The sequence below is a fragment of the Microbacterium sp. ET2 genome, assembly GCF_030347395.1.
Lineage (GTDB): Bacteria > Actinomycetota > Actinomycetes > Actinomycetales > Microbacteriaceae > Microbacterium > Microbacterium albipurpureum.
In genome coordinates this window covers 3,464,022-3,488,518 of the sequence record NZ_CP128170.1, presented here as the reverse complement: position 1 = coordinate 3,488,518, position 24,497 = coordinate 3,464,022, and the positions used below count along the sequence as shown (strand labels likewise).

At 70.0% G+C, this 24,497-nt stretch carries 23 protein-coding genes; 5 read left to right on the top strand and 18 right to left on the bottom strand.

Translation table 11 applies throughout. From position 1 onward, the window contains the following. Positions 1-2 precede the first annotated feature (2 nt). The 8 genes from QSU92_RS16900 to QSU92_RS16865 all read right to left on the bottom strand — a co-directional run bounded on the left by QSU92_RS16900 (position 3) and on the right by QSU92_RS16865 (position 8,666). Complete coding sequence (locus QSU92_RS16900) at positions 3-860, bottom strand: shikimate dehydrogenase family protein (RefSeq protein ID WP_289263693.1); 858 nt, start codon at positions 858-860, stop codon at positions 3-5. Beyond that, on the bottom strand, positions 854-2,404 hold the full coding sequence (gene mltG, locus QSU92_RS16895; RefSeq protein WP_289263691.1) for an endolytic transglycosylase MltG: 1,551 nt from the start codon (positions 2,402-2,404) through the stop codon (positions 854-856). The genes QSU92_RS16900 and mltG overlap by 7 nt, the downstream gene beginning before the upstream one ends. Beyond that, complete coding sequence (ruvX, locus tag QSU92_RS16890; protein WP_289263689.1) at positions 2,404-2,871, bottom strand: Holliday junction resolvase RuvX; 468 nt, start codon at positions 2,869-2,871, stop codon at positions 2,404-2,406. Before ruvX ends, mltG begins: the two co-directional genes overlap by 1 nt. Next, complete coding sequence (gene alaS / locus QSU92_RS16885) at positions 2,868-5,528, bottom strand: alanine--tRNA ligase (RefSeq protein ID WP_289263685.1); 2,661 nt, start codon at positions 5,526-5,528, stop codon at positions 2,868-2,870. Before alaS ends, ruvX begins: the two co-directional genes overlap by 4 nt. A 67-nt stretch (positions 5,529-5,595) precedes the next feature. Beyond that, positions 5,596-5,877 (bottom strand): ATPase, encoded by a 282-nt coding sequence (locus QSU92_RS16880; protein ID WP_289263682.1) that lies wholly within the window; start codon positions 5,875-5,877, stop codon positions 5,596-5,598. 110 nt (positions 5,878-5,987) lie between these two features. Then, on the bottom strand, positions 5,988-6,617 hold the full coding sequence (gene rpsD / locus QSU92_RS16875) for a 30S ribosomal protein S4 (RefSeq protein WP_124293195.1): 630 nt from the start codon (positions 6,615-6,617) through the stop codon (positions 5,988-5,990). 166 nt (positions 6,618-6,783) lie between these two features. Next, on the bottom strand, positions 6,784-7,350 hold the full coding sequence (locus QSU92_RS16870; RefSeq protein ID WP_289263678.1) for a tetratricopeptide repeat protein: 567 nt from the start codon (positions 7,348-7,350) through the stop codon (positions 6,784-6,786). A 2-nt stretch (positions 7,351-7,352) separates the two neighbouring features. Beyond that, entirely contained in the window at positions 7,353-8,666 is a 1,314-nt protein-coding gene (locus tag QSU92_RS16865) for a replication-associated recombination protein A (protein WP_422880449.1), read from the bottom strand. A gap of 161 nt (positions 8,667-8,827) precedes the next feature. Here QSU92_RS16865 and QSU92_RS16860 point away from each other — a divergent pair, with 161 nt between their 5' ends. From QSU92_RS16860 to QSU92_RS16850, 3 genes are all read left to right on the top strand, one after another. Then, positions 8,828-9,178: a dioxygenase gene (locus tag QSU92_RS16860; RefSeq protein WP_289263674.1), complete on the top strand. Its 351-nt coding sequence runs from the start codon at positions 8,828-8,830 to the stop codon at positions 9,176-9,178. 100 nt (positions 9,179-9,278) lie between these two features. Then, positions 9,279-10,547 (top strand): DUF349 domain-containing protein, encoded by a 1,269-nt coding sequence (locus QSU92_RS16855; RefSeq protein WP_289263673.1) that lies wholly within the window; start codon positions 9,279-9,281, stop codon positions 10,545-10,547. Positions 10,548-10,607: 60 nt separating this feature from the next. Further along, complete coding sequence (locus QSU92_RS16850) at positions 10,608-11,177, top strand: type IV toxin-antitoxin system AbiEi family antitoxin (protein ID WP_289263672.1); 570 nt, start codon at positions 10,608-10,610, stop codon at positions 11,175-11,177. On the opposite strand, the gene QSU92_RS16845 is transcribed toward QSU92_RS16850, so the two are convergent. The 8 genes from QSU92_RS16845 to QSU92_RS16810 all read right to left on the bottom strand — a co-directional run bounded on the left by QSU92_RS16845 (position 11,156) and on the right by QSU92_RS16810 (position 19,928). Beyond that, positions 11,156-13,429, bottom strand: a complete 2,274-nt coding sequence (locus QSU92_RS16845; RefSeq protein ID WP_289263670.1) for a RelA/SpoT family protein — start codon at positions 13,427-13,429, stop codon at positions 11,156-11,158. The genes QSU92_RS16850 and QSU92_RS16845 overlap by 22 nt on opposite strands. Before the next feature lie 106 nt (positions 13,430-13,535). Continuing rightward, positions 13,536-14,525 carry a protein translocase subunit SecF gene (secF, locus tag QSU92_RS16840; protein ID WP_289263668.1) on the bottom strand — a complete coding sequence of 330 codons (990 nt, stop codon included), beginning with the start codon at positions 14,523-14,525 and terminating at the stop codon, positions 13,536-13,538. Beyond that, positions 14,525-16,255, bottom strand: coding sequence for a protein translocase subunit SecD (secD, locus tag QSU92_RS16835; RefSeq protein WP_289263666.1), 1,731 nt, complete (start codon positions 16,253-16,255; stop codon positions 14,525-14,527). The genes secF and secD overlap by 1 nt, the downstream gene beginning before the upstream one ends. Positions 16,256-16,292: 37 nt before the next feature. Further along, positions 16,293-16,754: a preprotein translocase subunit YajC gene (locus QSU92_RS16830; protein WP_289263664.1), complete on the bottom strand. Its 462-nt coding sequence runs from the start codon at positions 16,752-16,754 to the stop codon at positions 16,293-16,295. Positions 16,755-16,837: 83 nt separating this feature from the next. Beyond that, on the bottom strand, positions 16,838-17,866 hold the full coding sequence (ruvB, locus tag QSU92_RS16825) for a Holliday junction branch migration DNA helicase RuvB (RefSeq protein WP_289263662.1): 1,029 nt from the start codon (positions 17,864-17,866) through the stop codon (positions 16,838-16,840). Next, positions 17,859-18,479 (bottom strand): Holliday junction branch migration protein RuvA, encoded by a 621-nt coding sequence (gene ruvA / locus QSU92_RS16820; RefSeq protein ID WP_289263660.1) that lies wholly within the window; start codon positions 18,477-18,479, stop codon positions 17,859-17,861. Before ruvA ends, ruvB begins: the two co-directional genes overlap by 8 nt. 58 nt (positions 18,480-18,537) lie before the next feature. Next, positions 18,538-19,098, bottom strand: coding sequence for a crossover junction endodeoxyribonuclease RuvC (gene ruvC, locus QSU92_RS16815; RefSeq protein ID WP_289263658.1), 561 nt, complete (start codon positions 19,096-19,098; stop codon positions 18,538-18,540). Between the two features lie 71 nt (positions 19,099-19,169). Further along, complete coding sequence (locus QSU92_RS16810; RefSeq protein WP_289263656.1) at positions 19,170-19,928, bottom strand: YebC/PmpR family DNA-binding transcriptional regulator; 759 nt, start codon at positions 19,926-19,928, stop codon at positions 19,170-19,172. Positions 19,929-20,055: 127 nt separating this feature from the next. On the opposite strand from QSU92_RS16810, the gene QSU92_RS16805 reads away from it, so the two are divergent. Next, positions 20,056-21,435, top strand: a complete 1,380-nt coding sequence (locus QSU92_RS16805; protein ID WP_289263654.1) for a pyridoxal phosphate-dependent decarboxylase family protein — start codon at positions 20,056-20,058, stop codon at positions 21,433-21,435. Between the two features lie 165 nt (positions 21,436-21,600). Here QSU92_RS16805 and pdxT read toward each other — a convergent pair whose 3' ends face one another. Next, positions 21,601-22,197: a pyridoxal 5'-phosphate synthase glutaminase subunit PdxT gene (pdxT, locus tag QSU92_RS16800; protein ID WP_289263653.1), complete on the bottom strand. Its 597-nt coding sequence runs from the start codon at positions 22,195-22,197 to the stop codon at positions 21,601-21,603. Next, entirely contained in the window at positions 22,187-23,077 is an 891-nt protein-coding gene (pdxS, locus tag QSU92_RS16795) for a pyridoxal 5'-phosphate synthase lyase subunit PdxS (protein ID WP_289263650.1), read from the bottom strand. The genes pdxT and pdxS overlap by 11 nt, the downstream gene beginning before the upstream one ends. A gap of 76 nt (positions 23,078-23,153) precedes the next feature. Between pdxS and QSU92_RS16790 the strand changes: the two genes are divergently transcribed. Next, positions 23,154-24,494 (top strand): aminotransferase class I/II-fold pyridoxal phosphate-dependent enzyme, encoded by a 1,341-nt coding sequence (locus QSU92_RS16790; protein WP_289263648.1) that lies wholly within the window; start codon positions 23,154-23,156, stop codon positions 24,492-24,494. The last annotated feature ends 3 nt before the right edge of the window (positions 24,495-24,497 follow it).

Sequence of the window (24,497 nt, the reverse complement as noted above, 5' to 3'; positions counted from 1 at the left end):
TCCTAGTCTTCCATGAGGGCTCGGCGCATCGACGCGACGATGACGGACTCTGACGGGAGCGGCTGGTCGGCATCCCCGGTGGTGAAGATCCGCACCTGACGCACCGCCTGATGCAGGAGCATCGGCAACCCGGAGACGGCCCGGCCCCCCGCATCCTCCCACGCCCGGGCAAGGGGTGTCGGCCACGTGCCGTAGACGACGTCGACCAGCAGGCCCCCCGGCACGACGACCGCGTCGAGGACGGATGCCGCCGGCTCGGCGTCTCCGGGAAGGGTGGCGATGGTCAGCTCAGGATCGGTTCCGGCGCCCGGGCGGGTGCGGGGTGCGTCCAGCGGTGCCGCCGTGACGTGGAGGTCGAGCTGCCCGCCGAGGGCGACGAGGTGGCGGGCCGCGTCCGGGCGGCGCGCGCGGATCTCGACCTCCGGTACGCCGAGTGCTTCCAACGCGAGGAGCGCGGAGGTCGCGGTCGCTCCGGCGCCGAGGATCCTCCCGCGCGTCGCCCGCTCGATCCCCTGTTCGCGGATCGCTGCGACGAGCCCGGCCACGTCGGTGTTGAAGCCGAGGATCCCCTCGTCGCCGGGGACGAGGGTGTTCACCGCCCCGCTGAGCTGCGCGGCGCGGTCGAGAACGGTCGCAGCCTTCGCCCCGACGTGCTTCAACGGCATCGTCAACGACAGGCCGCGCCAGGTCTCCGTCGGGTCGGCGAGAGCGGCGTCGAACTGCGCCTCGGAGACCCGTCGACGCTCGTAGGTCCAGGGCAGGCCGAGCAGGGCGTAGGCGGCGGTGTGCAGCTGCGGGGATCGGCTGTGCGCGATCGGGTCGCCCCACACCGCCAGGCGCGTGGCGTCGGCGCTCAGCATCCCGCGTCGGGATTCTGTCTGCACCACTCCCGCCACTGCTCGACGTACCGGAGGTGCTCGTCGTAGGTCTCGGTGAAGATGGTCTCGCCCGTGTTGAGGTTGACCGTCACGAAGTACAGCCACGGGCCGTCCGCGGGGTTCATCGCCGCGTTGATGGCCACATCCCCGGGGTTGGCGATCGGACCGATGGGCAGCCCCACCTGCACGTAGGTGTTCCACGGGTTCGGATCGGTCAGGGCCTCCTCACTCGAGCTCACGACGCCTTCGCGGCTCTCGCCCACCCCGTACTGGGCGGTGGAGTCCATCTGCAGCTTCCCGAACGTCTCCTGGTTCCCGGGGTCGAGCCGGTTCTGGATGACGCGGGAGACCTTCTGCATGTCGGCCTCGTAGCGGGCTTCGCGCTGGATGATCGAGGCGATGATGAGGATCCGCTGCCGATCGTCGACGGGAACCCCTGCGGCATCCAGCGACTGCACGGTGCGGTCCACCATCGTCTGGATGACATCGCTCGCCGTGACTCCGGGATCGAAGGTGTACATCGCCGGGAAGAGCCACCCCTCGAGGCTGTCAGCCGGGACGCCGTAAGCGGCAGGGTCGGCCGCTGCGGCCTGCAGGTCCTCCAGCGGCATTCCGAGGCTCTCCGCGACGATCTCCAGAGTCGCCTCCGCCGTCTGACCCTCGGGGATGAGTGCGGAGTTCTCGAGCTTGTTCTCCGGGTTTTCGATCGCCGCCAGTGCCGCCTCGGAGGTCATCTGCAGCTGCAAGCGATACACGCCGGGCATGAACGTCGGGCTCCGGCCGTTGTCGATCAGGTAGTCGTAGAAGGCGTCGGAGGTCTTGGTGACGCCCGCTTCGAAGAGCGTCTGCGAGATCGACTGACCGGTGTCGCCCGAGACGATCGTGACGAGCGCTTCTCCGTTCGCGAGGCCGTCCTCGAAGTCGGCCGGCTCCTCCCACCCCATCACCTCTCGGATCTGCGACTCGTAGGTGTTCCAGACGTACAGGCCACCGCCGACGATGCCGCCGATGATGGCGAGCATCAGCCCGATCGCGATCGCCGCGCCGATGCGACGCCGGCGCCGATCCGGCTTGGGCGGCGGGGACCCGAGGGCCTCGGTGGTGGCTTCGCCGGTGAAGAGGTCTTCGAGCGTTGCGGTGCCGGCCGGCCGCGTCGCGGTGCGGGTGGCTCCCCGCTCCGCGCTCGACGGGGCGGCGGAGGCGAGACCGGCGGACACCGGAGTCTGCGCGTCACGGGGCGCAGGGATCGGCGCCGGGTCGCTCCGGGGTGCGGGCACCGGCGCGGACGGCGCATCGGTGGATCGCAACGCGGCCTCGCGGGCTGCGCGGCGCGAGGGCGGCGGGGCGGCAGGTCCGGGTGCGTCCTCGCTCGCCGGCTGCGCGGTCGCGCGCCCTCCGGCGGGCGCATCCGCCGCTCCGGGAGTCTCGGGGGCGCTCTGCGACCGGCGGGAGTCACGGGTACGGGGGTCGGGCAGCTTCCCGAACAGATCCGCGAACGGATCCTCGGACGACGGGTGATCGGGCATCAGGCGGGCTCCTGGGGGACGGGGGTTCCGGGCGGTCGTCCCTGCCGCTTCTCCACATCGAGGGCGTGCTGAAGCAGAACGACGGCCGCGGCCTGGTCCACAATGCTACGAGAAGAACGCTGCGATCTGCCCGAATCGCGCAGAACCGCGTGCGCGGACACGGTGGTCAGGCGCTCGTCGACGAGGCGCACGGGCACGGCCGACGCCGTCGCGAGCTCCTCCGCGAAGGCCCGGGCGTCCTCGGTCGAGGGCGTCGATTCGCCGCGGAGATTCAGGGGAAGGCCGACGATCAGCTCCACCGCGAAGTACTCCTCCGCGAGCTCGCGCACGCGGGCGATCGCCCGCTCGTCGCGGGCGACGGTCTCCACCGGGGTCGCGAGCAATCCGTCCGGATCCGAGCGAGCGACCCCCACCCGGGCCTTCCCGACATCGATCCCGAGGCGAGCTCCCCGCCGGAAATCGGTCATCCGTCGGCGAGCACCCGGGTGACGGCAGCCATCGCCGCCGGCAGCGCGGCGGCATCCGTCCCCCCACCCTGGGCGAGGTCGTCGCGTCCGCCCCCGCCGCCGCCGAGGACGCCCGCGGCGGTCTTGGCGAGCGAACCCGCACGGGCGCCGGCGCTCCGCGCGGTGTCGTTCGTTGCCACGATCACCACCGGCCGCTCCCCCACGACGGCCCCGAGGGCGACCACGGCGGCATCCGCGCCGAGCCGCTCGCGCACCTGCAGGGCCAGGGCCCGGACATCATCGGCGCTCGAGGCCGCGCCCAGGTTCTCGGCGACGACCGCGTAGGCACCCTGACGGGAGGCGGCGGCGACCAGCTGCGGGAGGCGCTCGCCGAGCGCCTTCGATTCCAGCTGCGCGATCTTCTTCTCGGCGGCCTTCAGGCTCGCTGTGAGATCGGCGATGCGGGCGGGCAGCTGGTCGCGGGGGGTCTTCAGGGTAGACGTCAGCTGCGACACGATGGCGCGCTCTGCCGCCAGCTCGCGGAACGCGTCGGCGCCGACGAGGGCCTCGACACGGCGGTTGGACGCACCCACCGACGATTCCCCGACGAGGTTGATGATCCCGACCTCGGCGCTGCGGTCGACGTGGGTGCCGCCGCAGAGCTCGCGCGACCACGGTCCGCCGATGTCGACCATCCGAACGGTGTCGCCGTACTTTTCGCCGAACAGTGCCAGCGCGCCGAGTTGTTTGGCCTCATCCAGCGAGAGAACCCGGGTGGTGACCTCGAGGTTGTCACGCACCGCGTTGTTGGCGATCTCCTCGATCTCCGACCTCGTCTCCCCCGACAGCGCCTGACCCCAGGTGAAGTCGAAACGCAGGTACCCGGCGCGGTTCAGCGACCCGGCCTGCATCGCTGACCGACCGAGGGTGTCGCGCAGCGCGGCGTGGACGAGGTGCGTCGCCGAATGAGCCTGCATCGCCGCCCGACGGTTCGCGGCGTCGACGACCGAGGTCGCGGGCTGGCCCACCCCGACCTCGCCGGTGCGCACCTCGACGGTGTGGCTGATCAGGCCCGGAACCGGCCGCTGCACGTCGAGCACGTCGAGTTCGTACCCGGGCCCGACGATCACACCCTTGTCGGCGACCTGACCGCCCGATTCGGCGTAGAGGGCCGTCTCGGCGAGGATGACCTCGGCGAGCTCGCCCTGGCGGGCGCGGTCGACCGATACACCGTCGACGAGCACGCCCAGAACCGTGGATTCGGTCTCGAGGTCGGTGTATCCGGTGAACGCCGTCTCCCCGCGTGCACGGAACTCCCGATAGACGCTGTGGTCGGCGATGGCGCGCTTTCGCGCCTTGGCATCGGCCTTCGCACGGGAGCGCTGCTCCTGCATGAGGGTGTCGAAGGCGGCACGGTCGACACTCAGCCCGGCCTCCTCGGCGATCTCGAGCGTCAGGTCGATCGGGAACCCGTAGGTGTCGTGCAGCAGGAAGGCGTCGGCCCCCGCGATGCTCGTGCCCCCGGCGTCCTTGGTGGTCGTCACCGCGAGGTCGAGGATGGTCGACCCCGACGCGAGGGTCCGAAGGAACGTCTCCTCTTCGGCGACGGCGTAGGCCGACAGCCGGGAGTACTCCGCCTCGAGGTTCGGGTAGGCGGCCTTCATCGCGTCGCGGGAGGCCGCGAACAGCTCGGGGAAGGTCGGAGCATCCACACCCAGCAGGCGCATGGCGCGGACCGCCCGGCGCATGAGCCGCCGCAGGATGTATCCGCGACCCTCGTTGGACGGGGTCACACCGTCGGCGAGGAGCATGAGCGAGGACCGCACGTGGTCGGCCACGACGCGGAAGCGGACGTCGTCGTCGTGGACGGCACCGTAGCGACGGCCCGACAGCTCCACCGCACGATCGAGGACCGGGCGCACCTGGTCGGTCTCGTACATGTTCTCCACGCCCTGCTTGAGGAACGCGACGCGCTCGAGACCCATCCCGGTGTCGATGTTCTTCTGCGGCAGCTCGCCGATGATGTCGAAGTCGACCTTGGAGCGGACGTTCGTGATCGCGTACTGCATGAACACGAGGTTCCAGATCTCCACGTACCGGTCATCGTCGGTGGCGGGACCCCCGTCGATGCCGTATGCCGGACCGCGGTCGAAGAAGATCTCCGAGCAGGGCCCGGCGGGGCCGGGCTGTCCGGTGCTCCAGTAGTTCGAATCGCGCCCGAGGCGCTGGATGCGGTCGGGCGAGATGCCGGCCACGGTGCGCCAGAGTGATTCCGCCTCGTCGTCGTCCTCGTAGACCGTGACCCACAGGTCCTTCTCATCGAACCCGAGACCACCGTCGGCCTCGGAGGAGAGCAGCAGGTCCCACGCGTAGCGGATCGCCCCCTCCTTGAAGTAGTCGCCGAAGGACCAGTTGCCGAGCATCTGGAAGAACGTCCCGTGCCGCGGTGTCTTGCCGACCTCTTCGATGTCATTGGTGCGGATGCACTTCTGCACGTCCGCCGCGCGCGGATAGGGCGCCGGCACCACACCGGTGAGGTACGGGATGAAGGGCACCATGCCGGCGACGGTGAACAGCAGCGACGGGTCGTCGCTGACGAGCGAGGCCGACGGGACGATGGTGTGGCCGTTGCGCTCGAAATAGTCGAGGTAGCGCTGGGCGATCTCAGCGGTTCTCATGCGGAATCCTCAGGAAGACGTGGGTCATCCGCCCGCCAAGCGAGCGGACGACGGATGGGACGACGGATCAGTCGGATGACGCTGCGGCCGCCTTGGCTTTGGCCAGTGCCTCGCCGGCGGCGTCCGCCGCCGCATCGACGGCGTCGTCGGCAGCGTCACCGATGTCGTCGAGGGTGTCGGCGAAGCGTCCCTGCTGGTCACGGTAGGCATCGCCCATACGGTCGGTGAACTCCGAGATGCGGGCGTCGACCTCGGCGAGGAGTTCGGCTCCGCGGGGGTTCTTGTTCACCACATGGGCGGCGACGAACCCGCCGATGATCCCGATCAAGAACCACAGGAGACTTCTCATCACACCACTTCCTCCGCCGCGGGCGCGGCACTGTCTCATCGTAGGCGGAAACGACGGAAGGCGCCGGGGTGACCCCGACGCCTTCCGAGAGGCACGCTGTCGACGGAACGTCAGCGCGCGGCGTAGTACTCGACGACGAGCTGGACGTCGCAGACGACGGGGACCTCGGCGCGCTTGGGGCGACGCACGAGCTGCGCCTGCAGCTTGTCGAGCTCGACCTGCAGGTACCCCGGGACGGGAGGCAGCACGTCGGCGTGTCCCCCGGCGGCGGCGACCTGGAAGGGCTCGGTGCCCTCGCTCTTGGCCTTGACGTGGATGGTCTGACCCGGCTTCACGCGGAACGACGGGCGGTCGACGGTCTGGCCGTCGACGAGGATGTGACGGTGCACGACCATCTGGCGGGCCTGCGCGGTGGTGCGGGCGAAGCCCGAGCGCAGCACGAGGGCGTCCAGACGCATCTCGAGCAGCTCGACGAGGTTCTCACCGGTCAGGCCCTGGGTACGGCGGGCCTCGTTGAACGTGTTGCGCATCTGCTTCTCGCGGATGCCGTACTGCTCGCGCAGACGCTGCTTCTCACGCAGGCGGACGGCGTAGTCGCTGTCGGCCTTGCGCTTGGTGCGACCGTGCTCACCCGGAGCGTAGGGACGCTTCTCGAGGTAGCGGGCGGCCTTCGGGGTGAGGGCGACGCCGAGGGCACGGGACAGGCGGACCTTGCGGCGGTCCTGGGACTTCGTAGCCACGAAGTGTTCCTTTCGATGACGCTGCCGTGTCTTTCACGGCTCGCGGACGTATCGCCCCTCTTCGCCCTGCCGGACTGCACGCCGGGGCATGCCGGAAGGTCGGTGAAGAAGAGAGGGGATGCCCGAAAACGGTGTTTCAAGCCGTTCAAGCCTACCAGATCGTCCCTCAGCGCCCTCCCGGTGCTTCCCGCGGCCGAGACCCACCTTCGGGGTTCTCGCGCTCGGCTGTGCGCCGGCCGGGCGCCCGCGCCCCTTCCCGGGAAGTGAGGTCACCGGCGTAGAACGACACCGCCCGCTGGTACGCGGGCAAGGTGGGCGCCAGCGCCGCGAGTGCCGTGCGCAGCGCCGCGGTGGGCTTGTCGTCGTCGTGGAGGGCGAGGGAGAGGAAAGCCTGCGCAGCCGGGAAGAGCGGGTCCTCCGCACTGACCGCCTGCAGCAGCATGATCGCCGCCGACACCTCCCCGACGTTGCGAAGAGAGCTGGCCAGCTGAATAACCGCCTGCGTGCGGTGCGGGGGCGCGAGCCCGGCGTCCAGAGCCGCACGGTAAAGCGGGACGGCGGCGGCCTCGTCGCCGAGGAAGTCGTGCAGCGACGCACGTTCGAACAGCGCCCGCTCGAGTGGCGCGGCCGAGTCGGCGAGAAGCTGGTCCAGCGTCGCCGCCAGCTCCGTCGCGGACTCCTCGTCGGCTTCCGTCCAGAACCGCTCGAGGCGAGCCTCGAAAGCCTCGTTCACGTTCACTCTCCGAGCAGCTTCCTGATCTTCTCGAGCCTCGCCTGGACCTCCCGCTCCTGCCCGTGGTTCGTCGGCCGGTAATACCGCGTGCCGCGCAGCTCGTCCGGGAGGTACTGCTGAGCGACCACCCCCACCTCGCTGTCATGCGGATACACGTACCCCTTGCCGTGGCCGAGACGCTTCGCGCCCGGATAGTGGGCGTCACGCAGATGCACGGGCACGCGCCCGAACCCTCCCGCGCGGACGTCGGCGATCGCGGCGTCCACGGCCAGATAGGCCGCATTCGATTTCGCCGTCGTGGCGAGGTACGCCGTCGCCTCGGCGAGGGGGATACGACCCTCGGGCATGCCGATGAACTGCACGGCATCGGCCGCGGCGACCGCAATGACGAGGGCCTGCGGGTCGGCGAGGCCGATGTCTTCGGATGCCGAGATGATCAGCCGGCGGGCGATGAAGCGCGGGTCCTCTCCTGCCTCGATCATGCGGGCGAGGTAATGGATCGCCGCGTCGACGTCCGAGCCGCGGATCGATTTGATGAATGCGCTGATGACGTCGTAATGCTCGTCCCCCTGGCGGTCGTAGCGCAGCAGCGCCCGGTCGACGGCCTGCGCGACGTGGTCGACCGTGATCGTGGGAGCCGTGGCATCCGATTCTGCGGCGGCCTCGTCGGCGTCGTCGGACTCCGTCGCGTCCCGCTCGGCCAGCGACGCTGCCGCTTCCAGTGCGGTGAGGGCGCGCCGGCCATCGCCGGAGGCCAGCCTGACCAGGGCGTCCCGGGCGTCGGCGTCGAGGGCGAGCCTGCCGGCCAGTCCCCGCGGATCGTCCATCGCACGATCGACCAGCATGCCCAGATCGGCGTCGGTGAGGGGACGCAGCGTCAGCAGCAGAGAGCGGGACAGCAGCGGCGAGATGACCGAGAAGGAAGGATTCTCGGTGGTCGCCGCGATCAGCACGACCCAGCCGTTCTCGACGCCGGGGAGGAGCGCGTCCTGCTGCGCCTTGGTGAACCGGTGGATCTCGTCGAGGAAGAGGATCGTCGACTGACCGTAGAGGTCTCGCTGCGTGAGGGAGTCCTGCATCACCTCCCGGACGTCTTTGACCCCGGCTGTCACCGCGGACAGCTCGACGAAGCGCCGGCCCGACGAGCGGGCGATCGCCTGAGCGAGCGTGGTCTTGCCGGTGCCGGGCGGGCCCCAGAGGATCACCGACGTCGCCGTCGTCCCCGTCGACTCGGGATCGGCGAGGGTGACCAGAGGGGACCCTTTCCGCAGCAGATGTCCCTGGCCCGCGACCTCGCTGAGGGACGTGGGGCGCATCCGCACGGCGAGGGGTGTGTGGCTGCGCACGAGACCCGCCGTATCACTCACTCCCCAAGGCTAACGGCGACCGCAGACGCCGCCTCTCCCCCGTTTGGCGGCCCCCCGGCGCTGTGCATAGGATCATTGCGCCCGGGACCGCCGGGACCGAAGGAGGATCGGTGGCCACCGGAAGCAAGGATCGTGCGTCCCGCGCGGAACGCGAGCGAGCCCGGCTCTACCAGGCCCGACAGAGCTTCCACGAGGGTCAGCAGCGCCGACGCCGCCGCGACAACCTCATCGCCGGTGTTGCCGGCGGCCTGCTGATCGCCGGGATCGTCGCCGCGCAGACCGCCTATTTCACCGTCGGACCCGGCGTGCCCGAGCCCGCTCCCTCCCCGACGCAGACTTCGGTGCCCAGCCCGACCGACGCCCCCGCGCCCGAACCCACCCCTCTGGAGACGACCCCTGCGCCGGGCAGCGAGCCGACGGGCGAGCCGAGCGACGACCCCTCCGCCCCTGCCGATCAATAGGCGCACCCGGACGCAATCCTCTCGCCCGGACGCGCCGCCGTACTAGGCTGGGGCGCGTCCATCCCCCACACCCGGCCTCGGCCGCGATGAGGTGCATCCCGTGACTGCCGCAGCAGACCCCACCACTCCGGAAACCCCCACCGACGACCAGCCCTGGGGCCGTGTCGACGAGGACGGCACCGTATCGGTGCGAGAGTCGGACGGATGGCGCGTCGTCGGCCAGTTCCCGGATGGCTCGCCCGAAGAGGCCCTCGCCTACTTCGAGCGCAAGTTCACCGACCTGGCCGCCGAGGTGACACTCCTCGAGGTTCGCCACCGCCGTGGTGGCGCCTCGGCCAGCGACCTCCGTGCAACCGCGACCTCCCTGCAGGCGAAGATCAGCGGCGCCGCCGCGGTGGGGAACCTCGCCGCCCTCGAGGCGCGGGTCGCCACGCTCACCTCGTCGCTCGCGGAAGCCTCGGCGACGGAGGCCGCCGCAGCCCGGGAGGCTGTGGACGCCGCCGTGAAGGAGCGCACCGCTCTGGTCGAGCGAGCAGAGGAGCTTGCCGCCCGCGATCCGCGATCGGTGCAGTGGAAGCAGGTTTCGACGGAGCTGGCCGCCCTGTTCGATCAATGGCAGTCGCATCAGCAGAACGGTCCGCGGCTACCGCGCTCGACCGCGCAGCAGCTCTGGAAGCGGTTCCGCGACGCCCGCGCCACGATCGACAAACACCGCCGGGCGTTCTACGCCGAGCTCGACGAGGCCCACAAATCCGTCCGCGACCGCAAGACGCGGCTGATCGAACGCGCGGAAGCCCTCGCTCCGCGCGGTGAGGACGGCATCGGCGCCTATCGCGACCTGCTGGACGAGTGGAAATCCGCCGGTCGTGCCGGCAAAAAGGCGGATGACGCGCTCTGGGCGCGCTTCAAGGCCGCCGGTGACGCGCTCTACGCCGCACGCGGCGAACGGGAAGCAGCCGACGCCGAAGCCTCGAAGGAGAAGATCGAGGCGAAGAAGGCCCTGCTCGTGGAGGCCCGCCCGATCCCGGATGAGAAGGATCTCGCCAAAGCCCGTTCACTGCTGACCGGCATCCAGCGGAGGTGGGATGAGATCGGTCGCATCTTCCCCCGCGACGCCGAGCGCTCGCTCGACGACGAGCTCCGCAAGATCGAGCAGGCCGTACGGTCGCGCGAAGAGGTCGAGTGGAAGCGCAACGACCCCGAGACGCAGGCGCGGGCCGACGACATGACCCGTCAGCTGACCGACGCCATCGCCAAGCTCGAAGCAGAAGTGGCCACCGCCGAGGCGTCGGGAGATGCGCGCGCGGTCGCGAAGGCCAAGGAAGCACTCGAAGCCCGGCAGACCTGGTTGCGCGCCCTCGGCGGCTGACCACCGCGGGTTCTCCACAGGGCCACCCGCCGACCGCTCATCCGCGGCAGACTCGCCGCCATGGCCCCCTCGCGCTTCCTCTACCTCCCGGGTGACCGGTTGTCGGCGACCGAGCTCTCAGCCGCGCGCTTGGACGGCGACGTCATCGAGGTCGGCGACGGCTACATGCCGGCCGATGCGGTGGAAACGGCGGCGCTGCGGGCCGGGTCGCTCGGCGGCATCCTCACTGATCTTTTCGCGGCCACCCACCTCAGCGCCGCGTGGATCCACGGTGCGATCCCCGAGCCGCCTGCGCGCCACACGGTGCAGCGGGCCGTGACGCGACGGGTCACGGCCGTGCACGACCGCCGCGTCGTCGTGCGTGACATGGCCCTCGACCGCCGGGACCTCGAGCATGTCGGCGGGGTCTGGGTCACCACTCCCGCGCGGACGCTCGCCGACCTCTGCCGAGTCGGCGACGAGACGCACCGGCGCGCCGCCGGAGAGTTCTCCCGCCTGAGACCCGGGCTGGCAGGGATCACCCACGCACATCTCAGCAGCCGGGGCCGGGTTCCGCACAAGAGACGGGCCCTCGACCTTCTCGCCGAGCTGGCGGCCCGTCCGGCCGATCATGAAGAGGTCACGCGGTAGACGTCGTAGACCGCATCGATTCGCCGCACGGCGTTGAGCACGCGGTCCAGGTGCACGGTGTCGCCCATCTCGAACACGAATCTGCTGATGGCCAGCCGATCATTGGAGGTCGACACGGTCGCGGAGAGGATGTTGACGTGATGCTCGCTGAGTACGCGCGTGACATCGCTCAGCAGACCTGAGCGGTCGAGCGCCTCGACCTGGATCTGGACGAGGAACACGCTCTTGGTGGTCGGTGCCCACTCCACCTCGATGAGGCGCTCGGGGTCCTCCTTCAGCGACCGCACGTTGGTGCAGTCCGCGCGATGGACCGACACGCCGCTGCCGCGGGTGACGAAGCCCACGATCTCGTCGCCGGGGACCGGCGTGCAGCACTTGGCGAGTTTGACCAGGATGTCGGGGGCGCCGCGGACCAGCACTCCGGACTCCCCCCCGCGGGGGGCCCTCGACCGGCCGACCGCCGGAAGGTCGATCGGGCCCGTGGAGGTGTCCTCGGCGGCGCTCACGAGCGCCGTGACCTTCTCGATCACGGATTGCGTCGACACGTGTCCCTCGCCGACCGCGGCGTACAGGGCGGAGACGTCCTCGTAGCGCAACTGCCGGGCGACCTCGGTGAAGGAGTCCTGGTTCATCAGGCGCTGGAGCGGAAGGTTTTGGCGGCGCATCGCGCGGGCGATGGCATCCTTCCCCTGCTCGACCGCTTCTTCGCGCCGCTCCTTGGTGAACCAGCCGCGGATCTTGTTGCGGGCGCGGGTGCTCTTGACGAACCCCAGCCAGTCCTGGCTGGGACCCGCATCGGGGTTCTTCGAGGTGAACACCTCGACCACGTCGCCGCTGTTGAGCTCGGACTCCAGCGGCACGAGTCGCCCGTTGACCTTCGCCCCCATCGTCCGGTGGCCGATCTCGGTGTGGACGGCGTAGGCGAAGTCCACCGGTGTCGCACCCGAGGGCAGTCCGATGACCCGGCCCTTGGGCGTGAAGACGTACACCTCTTTCGCGCCGATCTCGAAGCGAAGCGAATCGAGGAACTCGCCAGGGTCGGCCGTCTCGGCCTGCCAGTCGGAGATGTGGGCGAGCCAGGCCATGTCGGCGTCGACGGCCTTCGCGTCGGTCTTGCCGCCGTTCATCCGCTCCTTGTACTTCCAGTGCGCCGCCACACCGTACTCGGCCTGCTGGTGCATCTCGTTGGTGCGGATCTGGATCTCCACCGTGCGTCCTGCCGGACCGATGACGGTGGTGTGCAGCGACTGGTAGAGATTGAACTTGGGCGTGGCGATGTAGTCCTTGAAGCGTCCCGACAGCGGTGTCCACCGCGCGTGGATCGAGCCGAGCACCGCGTAGCAGTCGCGAACGCTCCCCACCAGCACGCGGATGCCGATGAGGTCGTAGATGTCGTCGAATTCGCGACCGCGCACGATCATCTTCTGGTACACGGAGTACAGCTGCTTGGGGCGGCCCATGACCCGACCGCGCACGCGCAGCTCGCGGAGGTCTCCTTCGACGGCTTCGATGACGCTCTGGACGTACTGCTCGCGCTGGGGGGTGCGCTGTTTGACGAGACTGTCGATCTCGGCGTAGAGCTTGGGGTGCAAAACGGCGAAGGAGAGGTCCTCGAGCTCGGACTTGATCGTCTGGATACCCAGCCGGTGCGCGAGCGGGGCGTAGATCTCGAGGGTCTCTGTGGCCTTCTTCTTCGCCTTCTCGGGCGGGACGAATCCCCAGGTGCGGGCGTTGTGGAGGCGGTCGGCGAGCTTGATGATGAGAACCCGGATGTCGCGCGACATCGCCACGATCATCTTGCGAACGGTCTCGGCCTGAGCGCTCTCGCCGTACTTGACCTTGTCGAGCTTGGTGACGCCGTCCACCAGCATGGCGACCTCGTCGCCGAACTCGGCCGTGAGGGTGTCGAGCGGGTAGCCGGTGTCCTCGACGGTGTCATGCAGGAGAGCGGCGGCGATCGCGCGGGGTCCCAGCCCCAGGTCGGCCAGGATCTGCGCCACCGCGAGAGGATGCGTGATGTAGGGCTCGCCGCTCTGTCGCGTCTGCCCGGAGTGGGCCTTCTCGGCGACGGTGTAGGCGCGCTCGATGATCGTCAGGTCGCCCTTGGGGTGATGCGTGCGCACCGTGCGCAGCAGACGCTCGACATCGTCGCGGCGCGCGGAGCGGGAGAAGATGCGGGGCACGAGCCTGCGCAGCGACGAGGTCGTCTGCGACGCCGGCGGCGCCGGAGCGGACGGGACGGTCTCCGTCATGTGGCCCCTCCCTCCGCTGGACACCTCATCCTACGCCGCGAGCGGGACCCCCTCGTTCGGCCCCGTGTGCGCCGCGACTGCACCCCCTCTCGCGGGAGCGCCGGGCTCAGACGGGAGTGCCCGCGAGCTCACGCGCGGCGAGGACTCGCTCGTCGCGGGCCCGCACCGCCGGCTCCTTCTCACGGAAGAGGGCGTACAGCGGAGCCGCGACGAAGATCGTCGAGTACGCCGCCACGATCGTGCCGACGAAGATCGACAGCGAGATGTCGGTGAGTGTCCGCGCCCCGAGCCACAGCGCACCGATGAACAGGATCGCCCCTGTCGGAAGGGCTGCGACCACCGTGGTGTTGATCGAGCGGACCAGCGTCTGGTTGACGGCCAGGTTGACCGACTCGCCGAACGTGCGACCGGAGACCTCTCCGTCTTCGCTGGTGTTCTCTCTGATCTTGTCGAAGACCACCGTCGTGTCGTACAACGCGTACGACAGGATCGTCAGGAAGCCGATGACCGCGGCGGGTGAGATCTCGAACCCGAAGAGGGCGTAGACCCCGACGGTGATGATGAGAACATCGACCAGGCCGATGATCGCCGCTGTCGACATCTTCCACGTCCGGAAGTAGATCGCGAGGATCAGGAAGGTCAGCGCCAGGAAGATCGCAAGGCCCCACAGCGACTGCCGCGTGACGTCCGCTCCCCAGCTGGGCCCGATGAAGGAGTAGCTGACATCGGCGGCGGGAACCTGGTACTCCTCGGCCAGCGCCGTGGAGATCTGCAGGCTCTCGTCGTCGGTGACCTGGTCGGTCTGCACACGGATGGCGTCCGAGCCGACCGTCACGACGCGGGTGACCGCTCCGGGCACGACGGACTGCACAGCCTCCGTGGCCAAGGCCTGATCGGTGGTGGCGACGCCGGAGACGGTGAACTGCGAGCCGCCGGTGAACTCGATGGAGAGCTGGATGGGACGGAACAGGGGCACCAGCGCAGACCCGATCACGAGGATCGCCGCGATGATGAACCACAGCCGCCGTCGCCCGACGAACGGGAAACTGGTCTTACCCGTGTAGAGATCGTTGCCGAGCTGGCTCATGGACCGCATCAGTGGTCTCCGTCCTTGACCTTCGTTGCGGACTTGCCGGACTCCGCGGCGGTGAGTTCCGCCTGCTTGCGCTCTGCGATGGTCTGCCGTCGCTCCGCTTCGCCTCGAGCCTTGGCTGCCCGGCGCGCTGCCGGAGTCTTCCCCGCCGACACCGGTGCGCGGAACTGCGCTCGACCTCGGTAGACGGCGCCGAGGGCTTCCGGATCGAGACCCGACAGCGGATGCCCCGACCCGAAGAAGCGCGTACGGGCCAGCAGCTGCAGCACCGGGTGGGTGAACATGATGAAGATCAGCACGTCGATCACCGTGGTCAGACCCAGCGTGAAGGCGAAGCCCTTCACGGTGGCGTCGGCGAGGATGTAGAGCACCACGGCCGCGAGGACGTTGATCGACTTCGAGATGTAGATCGTCCGGCGCGCGCGGGCCCAACCGTCTTCGACCGCACCCGTGATCGACTTTCCGTCGCGCAGCTCATCTCGTATTCGTTCGAAGTAGACGATGAAACTGTCGGCGGTGAATCCGATGGAGACGATCACACCGGCCACACCGGCCAGCGACAGGCGATACCCGATGCGCCACGCCAGGATGCACAGCGTGATGTAGGTCAGCACGCCCATCACGATGAGCGAGGCGATGATGACGAAGCCCAGCGCGCGGTATACCGCGAGGGAATAGAGCGCGACCAGGATCAGGCCGATGAGGCCGGCGATGAGGCCGATCTGCAGCTGCTGGGATCCGAGGGTGGCCGAGATGGTGTCGGAGCTGACCACCTCGAAGCTCAGCGGCAGGGCACCGTAGCGCAGCTGGTCGGCGAGCACCTGTGCGGTCTCCTGCGTGAAGCTGCCGGTGATGCTCGGCCGTCCGTCGAGGATCACCCCGTTCATCTGGGGCGCGGAGAGCACCGATCCGTCGAGGACGAAGGCGAACTGGTCGAGGGGCGGCGCGGCACCGAACAGGCGCTGGCTGATCTCACCGAAGATCTGCGTCCCCTCGCCGTCGAAGACGAGATTGACCGCCCAGCGACCGTCGGTCTGCTGCAGACCGAAGGTCGCGTCGTCGATGGCCGACCCGTCGAGCTCGACCGGTCCGAGGAGGTACTTCACCGTGCCCGTGGGATCGCAGGTGATGAGCGGCTGATCGGCGGGGGCATTGGCGGGGTCGTTCGCCGGATCGGAGCAGTTGTAGGCGTCGTACTGCGCCTGGAGCGCCGGGGTGATCCACGCGGGATCGCTGCCGTCGGACGGCGAGGGTGACGGCGTCGACGGCAGCGACGGATCGGGTGTGGGGTACGGCGTCTGGTTGCCGTCCTGCCCGATGAACGCACCGGTGGTCTCGTTGCTCGTGGCGAGCACCGCACGCAGCTGGAGCTGCGCCGACTGCTCGATGCGCTGACGGGTCTCCTCGTCGGCCTCCCCGGGGATCTGCACCACGATCTGGTTGCCCGCCTGGGTGGCGACATCCGCCTCGCCGACGCCGGAGGCGTCGACGCGCTGACGGATGATCGTGACCGCCTGATCCAGCTGCTCCGTCGACGGCGGTTCGGCGTTCTCGGTCTGTGCCTCGAGCACGATCTGCGTGCCGCCCTGCAGGTCGAGCGCGAGCTCGGGAACCCACGAGCTCTGGCCGAAGGCGTAGACACCGAGCGCGTTGATGCCGAACAGGGCTGCCGTGATGGCCAGCAGGCCGATCAGGGCCCGCCAGGCGCGGCGGACGGGGGTGGATGTGGCCACGGAGGGGTCAGCTTTCTTCGAGCCGTCGGATGACGGGTCAGGCGTCGGGCTTGGTGCGCTTGTCCGCGTCGGTCTCGTCCGTGGGCTCGGCGGGTGAGGCAGCGCGCCGGTCATCGCTGATCGAGGTGATGTCTCCCGTGGCCACGCCCTCGAGGTACTCCTCCTTGCTGACCTCGGCCTCGATGAATTCCGCCTCCGTGAGGATGTCGGTGGGGTTCACGACGCGGAGGATCGCCTGGCTGTGCACCTTGATGCTCACCCCCGGAGCGATCTCCACGACCGCGGGCTGGTCGAGGTTGTCGGGGTCATAGGAGACGATCGTGCCGTAGAGCCCGCCCTGGAGGAGCACCTCGGCGCCGGGAACGGTCTGGCGGGCGCGCTCCTCCTGCTCGGCCTTCTGCTTCTGCAGGCGACGACGCGAGCTCCAGAACATGAAGACCAACAGGGCGGCCAGCAGGAGGATCAGGCCGTAGTTGGCGAAGAAGTTCGCGAAGTCCATGAGGTGAAGGGCACCTTTCGGTTTCGGCACGCCTGGGCGGCGCTGCCGTGCAGGGAGGGGAGGCGGCGAGAAGCCTTGAGCGATTATAGGTCATCGAATCTGAGGGCCCCATCGCGGTGGGGGACTCCCAGGTGGGCGTACGCGTCCGGAGTCGCGACCCGGCCGCGGGGTGTTCGACCCATGAAACCGATGCGGACGAGATACGGCTCGACGACGGATTCGATGGTGTCGGGCTCTTCGCCGACGGCGACCGCGAGCGTTCCGAGACCGACCGGTCCGCCGTGGAATCGGCGGACGAGCGCGTCCAGCACGGCACGGTCGAGACGGTCCAGTCCGATCCGATCGACGTCGTAGAGCTCCAGGGCCGCGTCCACCACCTCGGCATCGGCGGCGCCGCCATCCCGGTGCACGATGAGATAGTCGCGGACTCGGCGCAGCAGCCGGTTCGCGATCCGAGGTGTACCGCGCGAGCGCCGCGCGATCTCCGACCGCGACGATGCCGGGATCTGCACGCTGAGCTTCTCGGCCGAGCGCCGGATGACCTGCTCCAGCTCCTCCGGCTCGTAGAACTCCAGGTGCGCGGTGAAGCCGAAACGGTCGCGAAGCGGATTGGGCAGCATCCCCGAGCGGGTGGTCGCGCCGACGAGCGTGAAGGGAGCCAGATCCAGCGGGATGCTGGTGGCGCCGGCGCCTTTTCCGACCATGATGTCGATGCGGAAGTCCTCCATCGCGAGATAGAGCATCTCCTCGGCGGAACGGGCCATGCGGTGGATCTCGTCGATGAAGAGCACCTCGCCCGGGACGAGGCTCGACAGAAGAGCGGCGAGGTCGCCCGCGTGCTGGATCGCGGGGCCACTGGACATCCGCAGCATCCGCTCGCTCTCGTGCGCGACGATCATCGCCAGCGTCGTCTTGCCGAGCCCGGGAGGACCCGAGAGCAGGATGTGATCGGCCGGGCGCTGCTGGATGCGCGCGGCCTGCAGAAGCAGCTGGAGCTGGCCGCGCACCTTCTGCTGCCCGACGAAGTCGGCGAGCGAAGTGGGCCGGAGCGCCCCCTCGATGGCGAGCTCGGACTCGTCGGCCGGTTCGGCGGGATCCAGGGCCTCACCCACGGAGCGACTCCCGGGCGGGGCCGAGTTCGGCGAGGGTGCGACGCAGGAGCGCACCCACGGAGGAGCGGTCGGCGTCGGTCGCCGTCTCGGAGACCGCGGTCACCGCTTCGGCCGCGGTGCGCTCGGACCAGCCGAGACCCACGAGCGCCTGAACGACCTGGGAACTCAGATCGGGCGCCGGCACGGCGGCGGCCGCCGCGCCGGCGGGGCGAGCGGGCGCGAGCTTGCCGGCGAGTTGCACGACGATGAGCTTGGCGGTCTTGGGCCCGATCCCCGAGACCCGTCGGAAGGGTGCGTCGTCGTCGGCGGCCACGGCATCGGCGATCTGCGGCACCGTCAGGGTGGCCAGCACCCCGAGCGCCGACTTCGGACCGACGCCGGTGACGCCCAGGAGCACCGAGAACACCGCCAGCTCCTCTCGAGTCGTGAAGCCGAACAGCGACATCGCGTCCTCACGGACGATCAGAGAGGTGTGCAGCAGCACGCGCTCCCCCACCGGGGCGCTGCGCGACACCTGCGGCGTCACGGCGACGGAGAAACCGACCCCGCCGACCTCGACGATGACGCTGTCGGCCTCGACGTGCAGCACGGTGCCGTGGAGGGAGGAGATCATGGGCCAAGCCTAGACGACACTTCGGACATATGTTCTAGCGACACCCCGGCCGCCGCCCTCAGCGACGGGCGAGTCGCTCGGCGTCGGCCCACCGCTGCTGCGCCGGCGTGAGTGCCCCGGCAGCGGGTCCGGCGGCGGCGCCGCGCCGCCACGCGTGACACAGTGCCAGCGCGAGCGCATCCGCCGCGTCGGCGGGCTGGGGCAGGGCGTCCAGACGCAGCACGCGAGCGACCATCGTCTGCACCTGCCGCTTGTCGGCCGCCCCGTACCCGGTGACCGCCGCCTTGACCTCGGTCGGGGTGTGTGTGGCCGCGGGGATGCCCGCCTCCCCCGCCACGAGCAGGGCGATACCGCTGGCCTGGGCCGTTCCCATCACCGTCTGCCGGTTGTGCTGCGCGAACACCCGCTCGACGGCGACGGCCGCGGGATCGTGAGCTCTGACGACCTCGCGCAGCCCCGCAGCCAGGGCTGCGAGACGGTGCTCGATCGGCGCGCCCGGCTCGGTGCGCAGGACGCCCACATGCACCAGACGTGCACTGCGGTCGGCCGCGACGTCGACCACGCCGATCCCGCATCGGGTCAGACCCGGGTCGACGCCGAGAACGCGGAAGGTGGCCACCCCGCAACGGTAGGCGCGACTTCCCCCGCGACGCCGCAGGCGCGCCCGGTGGGCTCGGCGTCGGCCCGCGCTCAGTCCTCCGCTTCGAGCTCGGCCTGAACCTCGGGGGTCAGATCGAGGTTGCTGAAGACGTTCTGCACGTCGTCGCTGTCCTCGAGCGCGTCGATCAGCCGGAAGACCTTGCGAGCCGTGTCGGCGTCGACCTCCACCTTGAGGTTGGGGACGAACTCGACGTCGGCGGAGTCGTAGTCAATCCCCGCGTCCTGGAGGGCGGTGCGCACCGACACCAGCTCGCTCGCCTCGGTGATGACGGCGTATCCCTGGCCGTGGGGCTCGACCTCCTCGGCACCGGCGTCGAGGACGGCCAGCATGACGTCGTCCTCGCTCGTCCCCTCGCCGGGGACGACGATCACGCCCTTGCGGGTGAAATTGTACGCGACGCTGCCGGGGTCGGCGAGGTTGCCGCCGTTGCGCGAGAGGGCAGTGCGCACCTCGGCGGCGGCACGATTGCGGTTGTCGGTCAGACACTCGATCATGAGCGCCACGCCGTTGGGGCCGTAGCCCTCGTACATGATCGAGGTGTACTCGACCGCTTCGCCCCCGATTCCCGCGCCGCGCTTGATGGCACGGTCGATGTTGTCGTTGGGGACGGAGGTCTTCTTCGCCTTCTGCACCGCGTCGTACAGCGTGGGGTTGCCGGAGAGGTCGGCGCCGCCGATCTTGGCGGCGACCTCGATGTTCTTGATGAGTTTGGCGAACGACTTCGCACGGCGGGCGTCGATGACGGCCTTCTTGTGCTTGGTGGTCGCCCACTTGGAGTGGCCGGACATGCTGACGATTCTAGCCGCGCCCGCTTCCCACCCTCGCGAGAGTGCATCTGCGCGCCGAAGGAACGGGGTTCGCCCGCATCCTCGGCAGCCCGTTGCACTCTCGCGGGAGCGGCGGGACACTGTCGCCATGGATGAGCGCAGCGCGGCGCTGGACGCCGCTCATGACGCGGCGCGGGACTTCCTGGCGACCCTGCCCGATCGCCCCGTCTGGCCCCGGGCGGGCATCGAGGAGATGACGGCGGTGTTCGGCGGCCCGCTCCCCCACAGCGGCCGGCCCGCCGCGGACGTCATCCGGGATCTCGCTGCCCGCGCCGACCCCGGCCTGGTCGCGATCCCGGGCGGGCGCTTCTTCGGTTTCGTCATCGGCGGCACCCTGCCGGCGGCGCTCGCCGCCGACTGGCTGGTGTCGGCCTGGGACCAGAACTCCGGCACGAGCGCCATGACCACCGCGACCGTCGCGCTCGAGCGCGTTGCGGGCGACTGGCTGCTGGAGATCCTCGATCTCCCGCGCGGCGCCTCGGTGGGGTTCGTCACCGGAGCGCAGGTGTCGAACTTCGTCTGCCTCTCCGTCGCACGTCACGCGCTCCTGCGACGCCGCGGCTGGGACTTCACCCGTCGAGGATTCGCCGGATCGCCGCCGGTTCGCCTCGTGGTCGGTCGCGACCGCCACGGTTCGATCGATCGTGCCGCGCGCTTCCTCGGGCTGGGCGAGGCCGACACCGTCGTCGTCGATTCCGACGACGACGGCAGGATGCGCCCGGACGCGCTCGCGCGAGCGCTGGACGCGGCTCCGGCGGATGCGGCGACGATCGTCTGCCTGCAGGCGGGCGAAGTGCACTCGGGGGCGTTCGACCCGTTCGCCGAGCTCGTCCCCATCGCGAGATCGCAGGGCGCGTGGGTCCATATCGACGGCGCCTTCGGTCTGTGGGCGGCCGCGTCACCGCGCCTGCGCGCCCTCACCTGGGGTGTGGACGCCGCCGATTCCTGGACGACCGATGCCCACAAGACCTTGAACGTCCCCTACGACTGCGGCATGGCGATCGTCCGGGATCCGGCCGACTCGATAGCTATGTTCCGGGCCGGTGGGGACTACCTCATGTACACCGGGTTCGACCCGTGGGATGTCACACCCGAACTGTCTCGACGAGCTCGCGGCGTCCCCGTGTGGGCGGCCCTGGCATCGCTCGGCAGGGAGGGCGTGGAAGCCCTCGTCGACCGGCTGCACGCGAACGCCCGCAGGCTGGAACGGGGCCTCCGCGCCATCCCGGGGGTGACGGTGGTCTGCGCGCCGGACTTCACCCAGGTGATGTTCCGACTGGATGACGACGACGCGACCCAGGAGCTCGGGCGCGCCATCCTTCAGGAGGGAACGGCAGCCCTGACAGGAGCGCGCTGGCGCGGACGGGCGGTGCTGCGCTGCTCGATGTCGTCGTGGGTGACCGGCGACGACGACATCGACCTCACCCTCGCCGCGATCGCCCGCCTGACCTCGCCCGCGGCGGTCTGACCCGCGGCTACGCTTGCGCCGCCCGCTTCGCGCCGCGAAAGTGCAACGGCGCGCCGAGGATGAGGGGTTCACCCGCATCCTCGGCGTCCAGATGGATTCTCGCGGAGGGTGGGCGGGCCGGGTGGGAGGGCGGGCGGGGAGGGGAGTGGGTGGGAGAGGGAGACGTCAGGCCCGCTCGGCGACGTGGTCGAGGAACCGCCGATGGAACCTGGTCTCCCCCGAGACCTCGGGGTGGAACGCGATCCCCAGCAGCGACCCCTGCTCGACCGCGACGACTCGACCGTCGTCGAGTGCGGCGAGCGCGTGGGCGGCCGGGCCGACCTCGGTCACCGAAGGCGCGCGGATGAAGGCGGCGCGCACCGGCGGCCCAGCGAGACCGTCGACCGTCAGCTCCGTCTCGAACGACTCCACCTGCCCGCCGAAGGCGTTCCGCTTGACCGTCGCGTCGAGCCCTCCGAAGGTCTGCTGCCCTTCGATCCCGTCCTCCAGGCGATCGGCGAGGAGGATGAGTCCCGCGCACGTGCCGAAGACCGGCATCCCGTCCGCGATCGCCCGGCGGATCGGCTCCTGCATGCCGAACGCCCGCGAGAGCTTGTCGATCGTGCTGGACTCGCCCCCGGGGAGCACGAGCCCGTCCACGGCCGACAGCTCCGCCGGCCGGCGGACCAGGGCGACCTCCGCGCCGAGATCGGCCAGAACCCGCGCGTGCTCGCGCACGTCCCCCTGCAGGGAGAGGATGCCGACGCGCGGCCTACCAGCCACGTTCGGCGAGGCGGTGAGGAGCCGGGAGATCGGAGACGTTGATGCCGACCATGGCCTCCCCGAGTCCGCGCGAGACCTCGGCGATGACCTTCGGGTCGTCGAAGAAGGTGGTCGCCTTGACGATGGCCGCCGCACGCTCGGCCGGGTTTCCCGACTTGAAGATGCCTGAGCCGACGAAGACACCGTCGGCGCCGAGCTGCATCATCATCGCCGCGTCGGCCGGCGTCGCGACGCCGCCTGCGACGAAGAGCACCACGGGGAGGCGGCCGGTCTCGGCGATCTCGGCCACCAGCTCGTACGGAGCCTGGAGCTCCTTCGCGGCGACGTACAGCTCATCTTTCGGAAGCGAGGTGAGCGCGGCGATCTCGCCGCGGATCCTGCGGATGTGCTTCATCGCCTCCGAGACGTCTCCCGTGCCCGCCTCGCCCTTCGAGCGGATCATCGCGGCGCCCTCCGTGATGCGCCGCAACGCCTCGCCCAGGTTCGTCGCGCCGCACACGAACGGCACCGTGAACCTCCACTTGTCGATGTGGTTGACGTAGTCGGCGGGCGAGAGCACCTCCGACTCGTCGATGTAGTCGACGCCGAGCTCCTGCAGCACCTGAGCCTCCACGAAATGCCCGATGCGCGCCTTGGCCATGACGGGGATGGAGACGGCGTCGATGATGCTGTCGATCATGTCGGGGTCGCTCATGCGCGACACACCGCCCTGGGCCCGGATGTCGGCGGGCACCCGCTCGAGGGCCATGACGGCCACGGCGCCGGCGTCCTCGGCGATGCGGGCCTGCTCGGCGGTGACCACGTCCATGATCACGCCGCCCTTCAGCATCTCGGCGAGCCCGCGCTTGACCCGGTCGGATCCGGTCGTCGGTGTGCTCATCATCGGTCCTTTCAAGACAAGATTCAGTTTGACCTAGGCCAGAAAATACCATGACCTACCGCGTAGGCTGGTCGGGATGACGGCAATCGACGTGCAGCAGGCGATCCGCGGCACCACCGCAGCGGAGATCGCCCGCAGCATCCGTTCGTCGATCGAAGAGGGCATCCTCTCCCCCGGCGACGCCCTTCCCCCGGTGCGCGATCTCGCCGCAGCCCTCGGCGTCAATCGCAACACCGTCGTCGCGGCGTACCGGCAGCTCTCGCAGGCCGCGCTCGTGGTGTCCCGCGGCCGTGGCGGCACGCGGGTGGCCGACCGGGCGTCGGTGCCTCAGGAGGGCTTCGCCCCCGACACGGTCCTCCGCGACGTCGGGACCGGCAACCCCGACCCCGCCCTCATCCCCGATCTCGCGCCCGCCCTCAGCCGGATCGCTGCGCGACCGGTGCTCTACGGCGAGCCCGTCGTCGACGCCGAGCTGGCCGCGTGGGCTGCGGAGTGGTTCGAGCCCGACGTGCTCGCCGATGAGATGCGCATCACCGTCACCAACGGCGCGGTGGACGCGCTCGAACGACTCCTCGCACAGGCCCTCACCCGTGACGACGCCGTCGCCCTGGAGGACCCCTGCTTCCTCTCCGCGCTCCACACGGTGCGGATCGGCGGGTATCGGCCGATCGCCGTCCCCGTCGACGACGAGGGGATGACGGTGGCAGGACTCTCCGCGGCGCTCGAGGCCGGCGCCCGCGCGATCGTCTGCACGCCCCGTGCGCAGAACCCGACCGGGGCGGGGATGAGCGCCGAGCGCGCCGAGGATCTGCGCGGCGTGCTGGCGCAGCATCCGTATGTCCTCATCGTCGAGGACGACCACTATTCCCTTCTCTCGCGGCGTCCCTACCTGTCGCTGATCCCGTCCGGGCACCGCCGATGGGCACTGGTGCGATCGGTCTCGAAGTTCCTGGGACCCGACATGTGTCTCGCCCTCGCCGCGACCGACCCCGACACCGCCGAGCGCCTCGCCACGCGGCTGAGCCCCGGGACGACCTGGGTCAGCCATCTGCTGCAGCGGCTGGCGCTCGCGCAGCTGACCGATCCCGCGGCGCGCAAGATGATCGATCACGCGGCCGCGCACTACGCCGCGCGCAACGCCCGCGTCGCCGATCTCCTGCGCGACGCCGGGATCGACGCGGCCGCGCGCGACGGCCTGAACCTGTGGGTCGACACCGGCGCCCCCGCGCGCGGGGTGTCGGAGCAGCTGATGCGCCGCGGCTGGCTCGCCCGCACCGGAGATGAGTTCTCCCTGCGCACCGAGCAGCCGAGCACGCACCTCCGACTCACCGTCCACGATCTGGACGATGCCGACGCCCGGGCACTCGCCCGCGACCTCTCCGCCGCCGCGCGTGCCGCGGCCCTGACCGAAGGATGATGC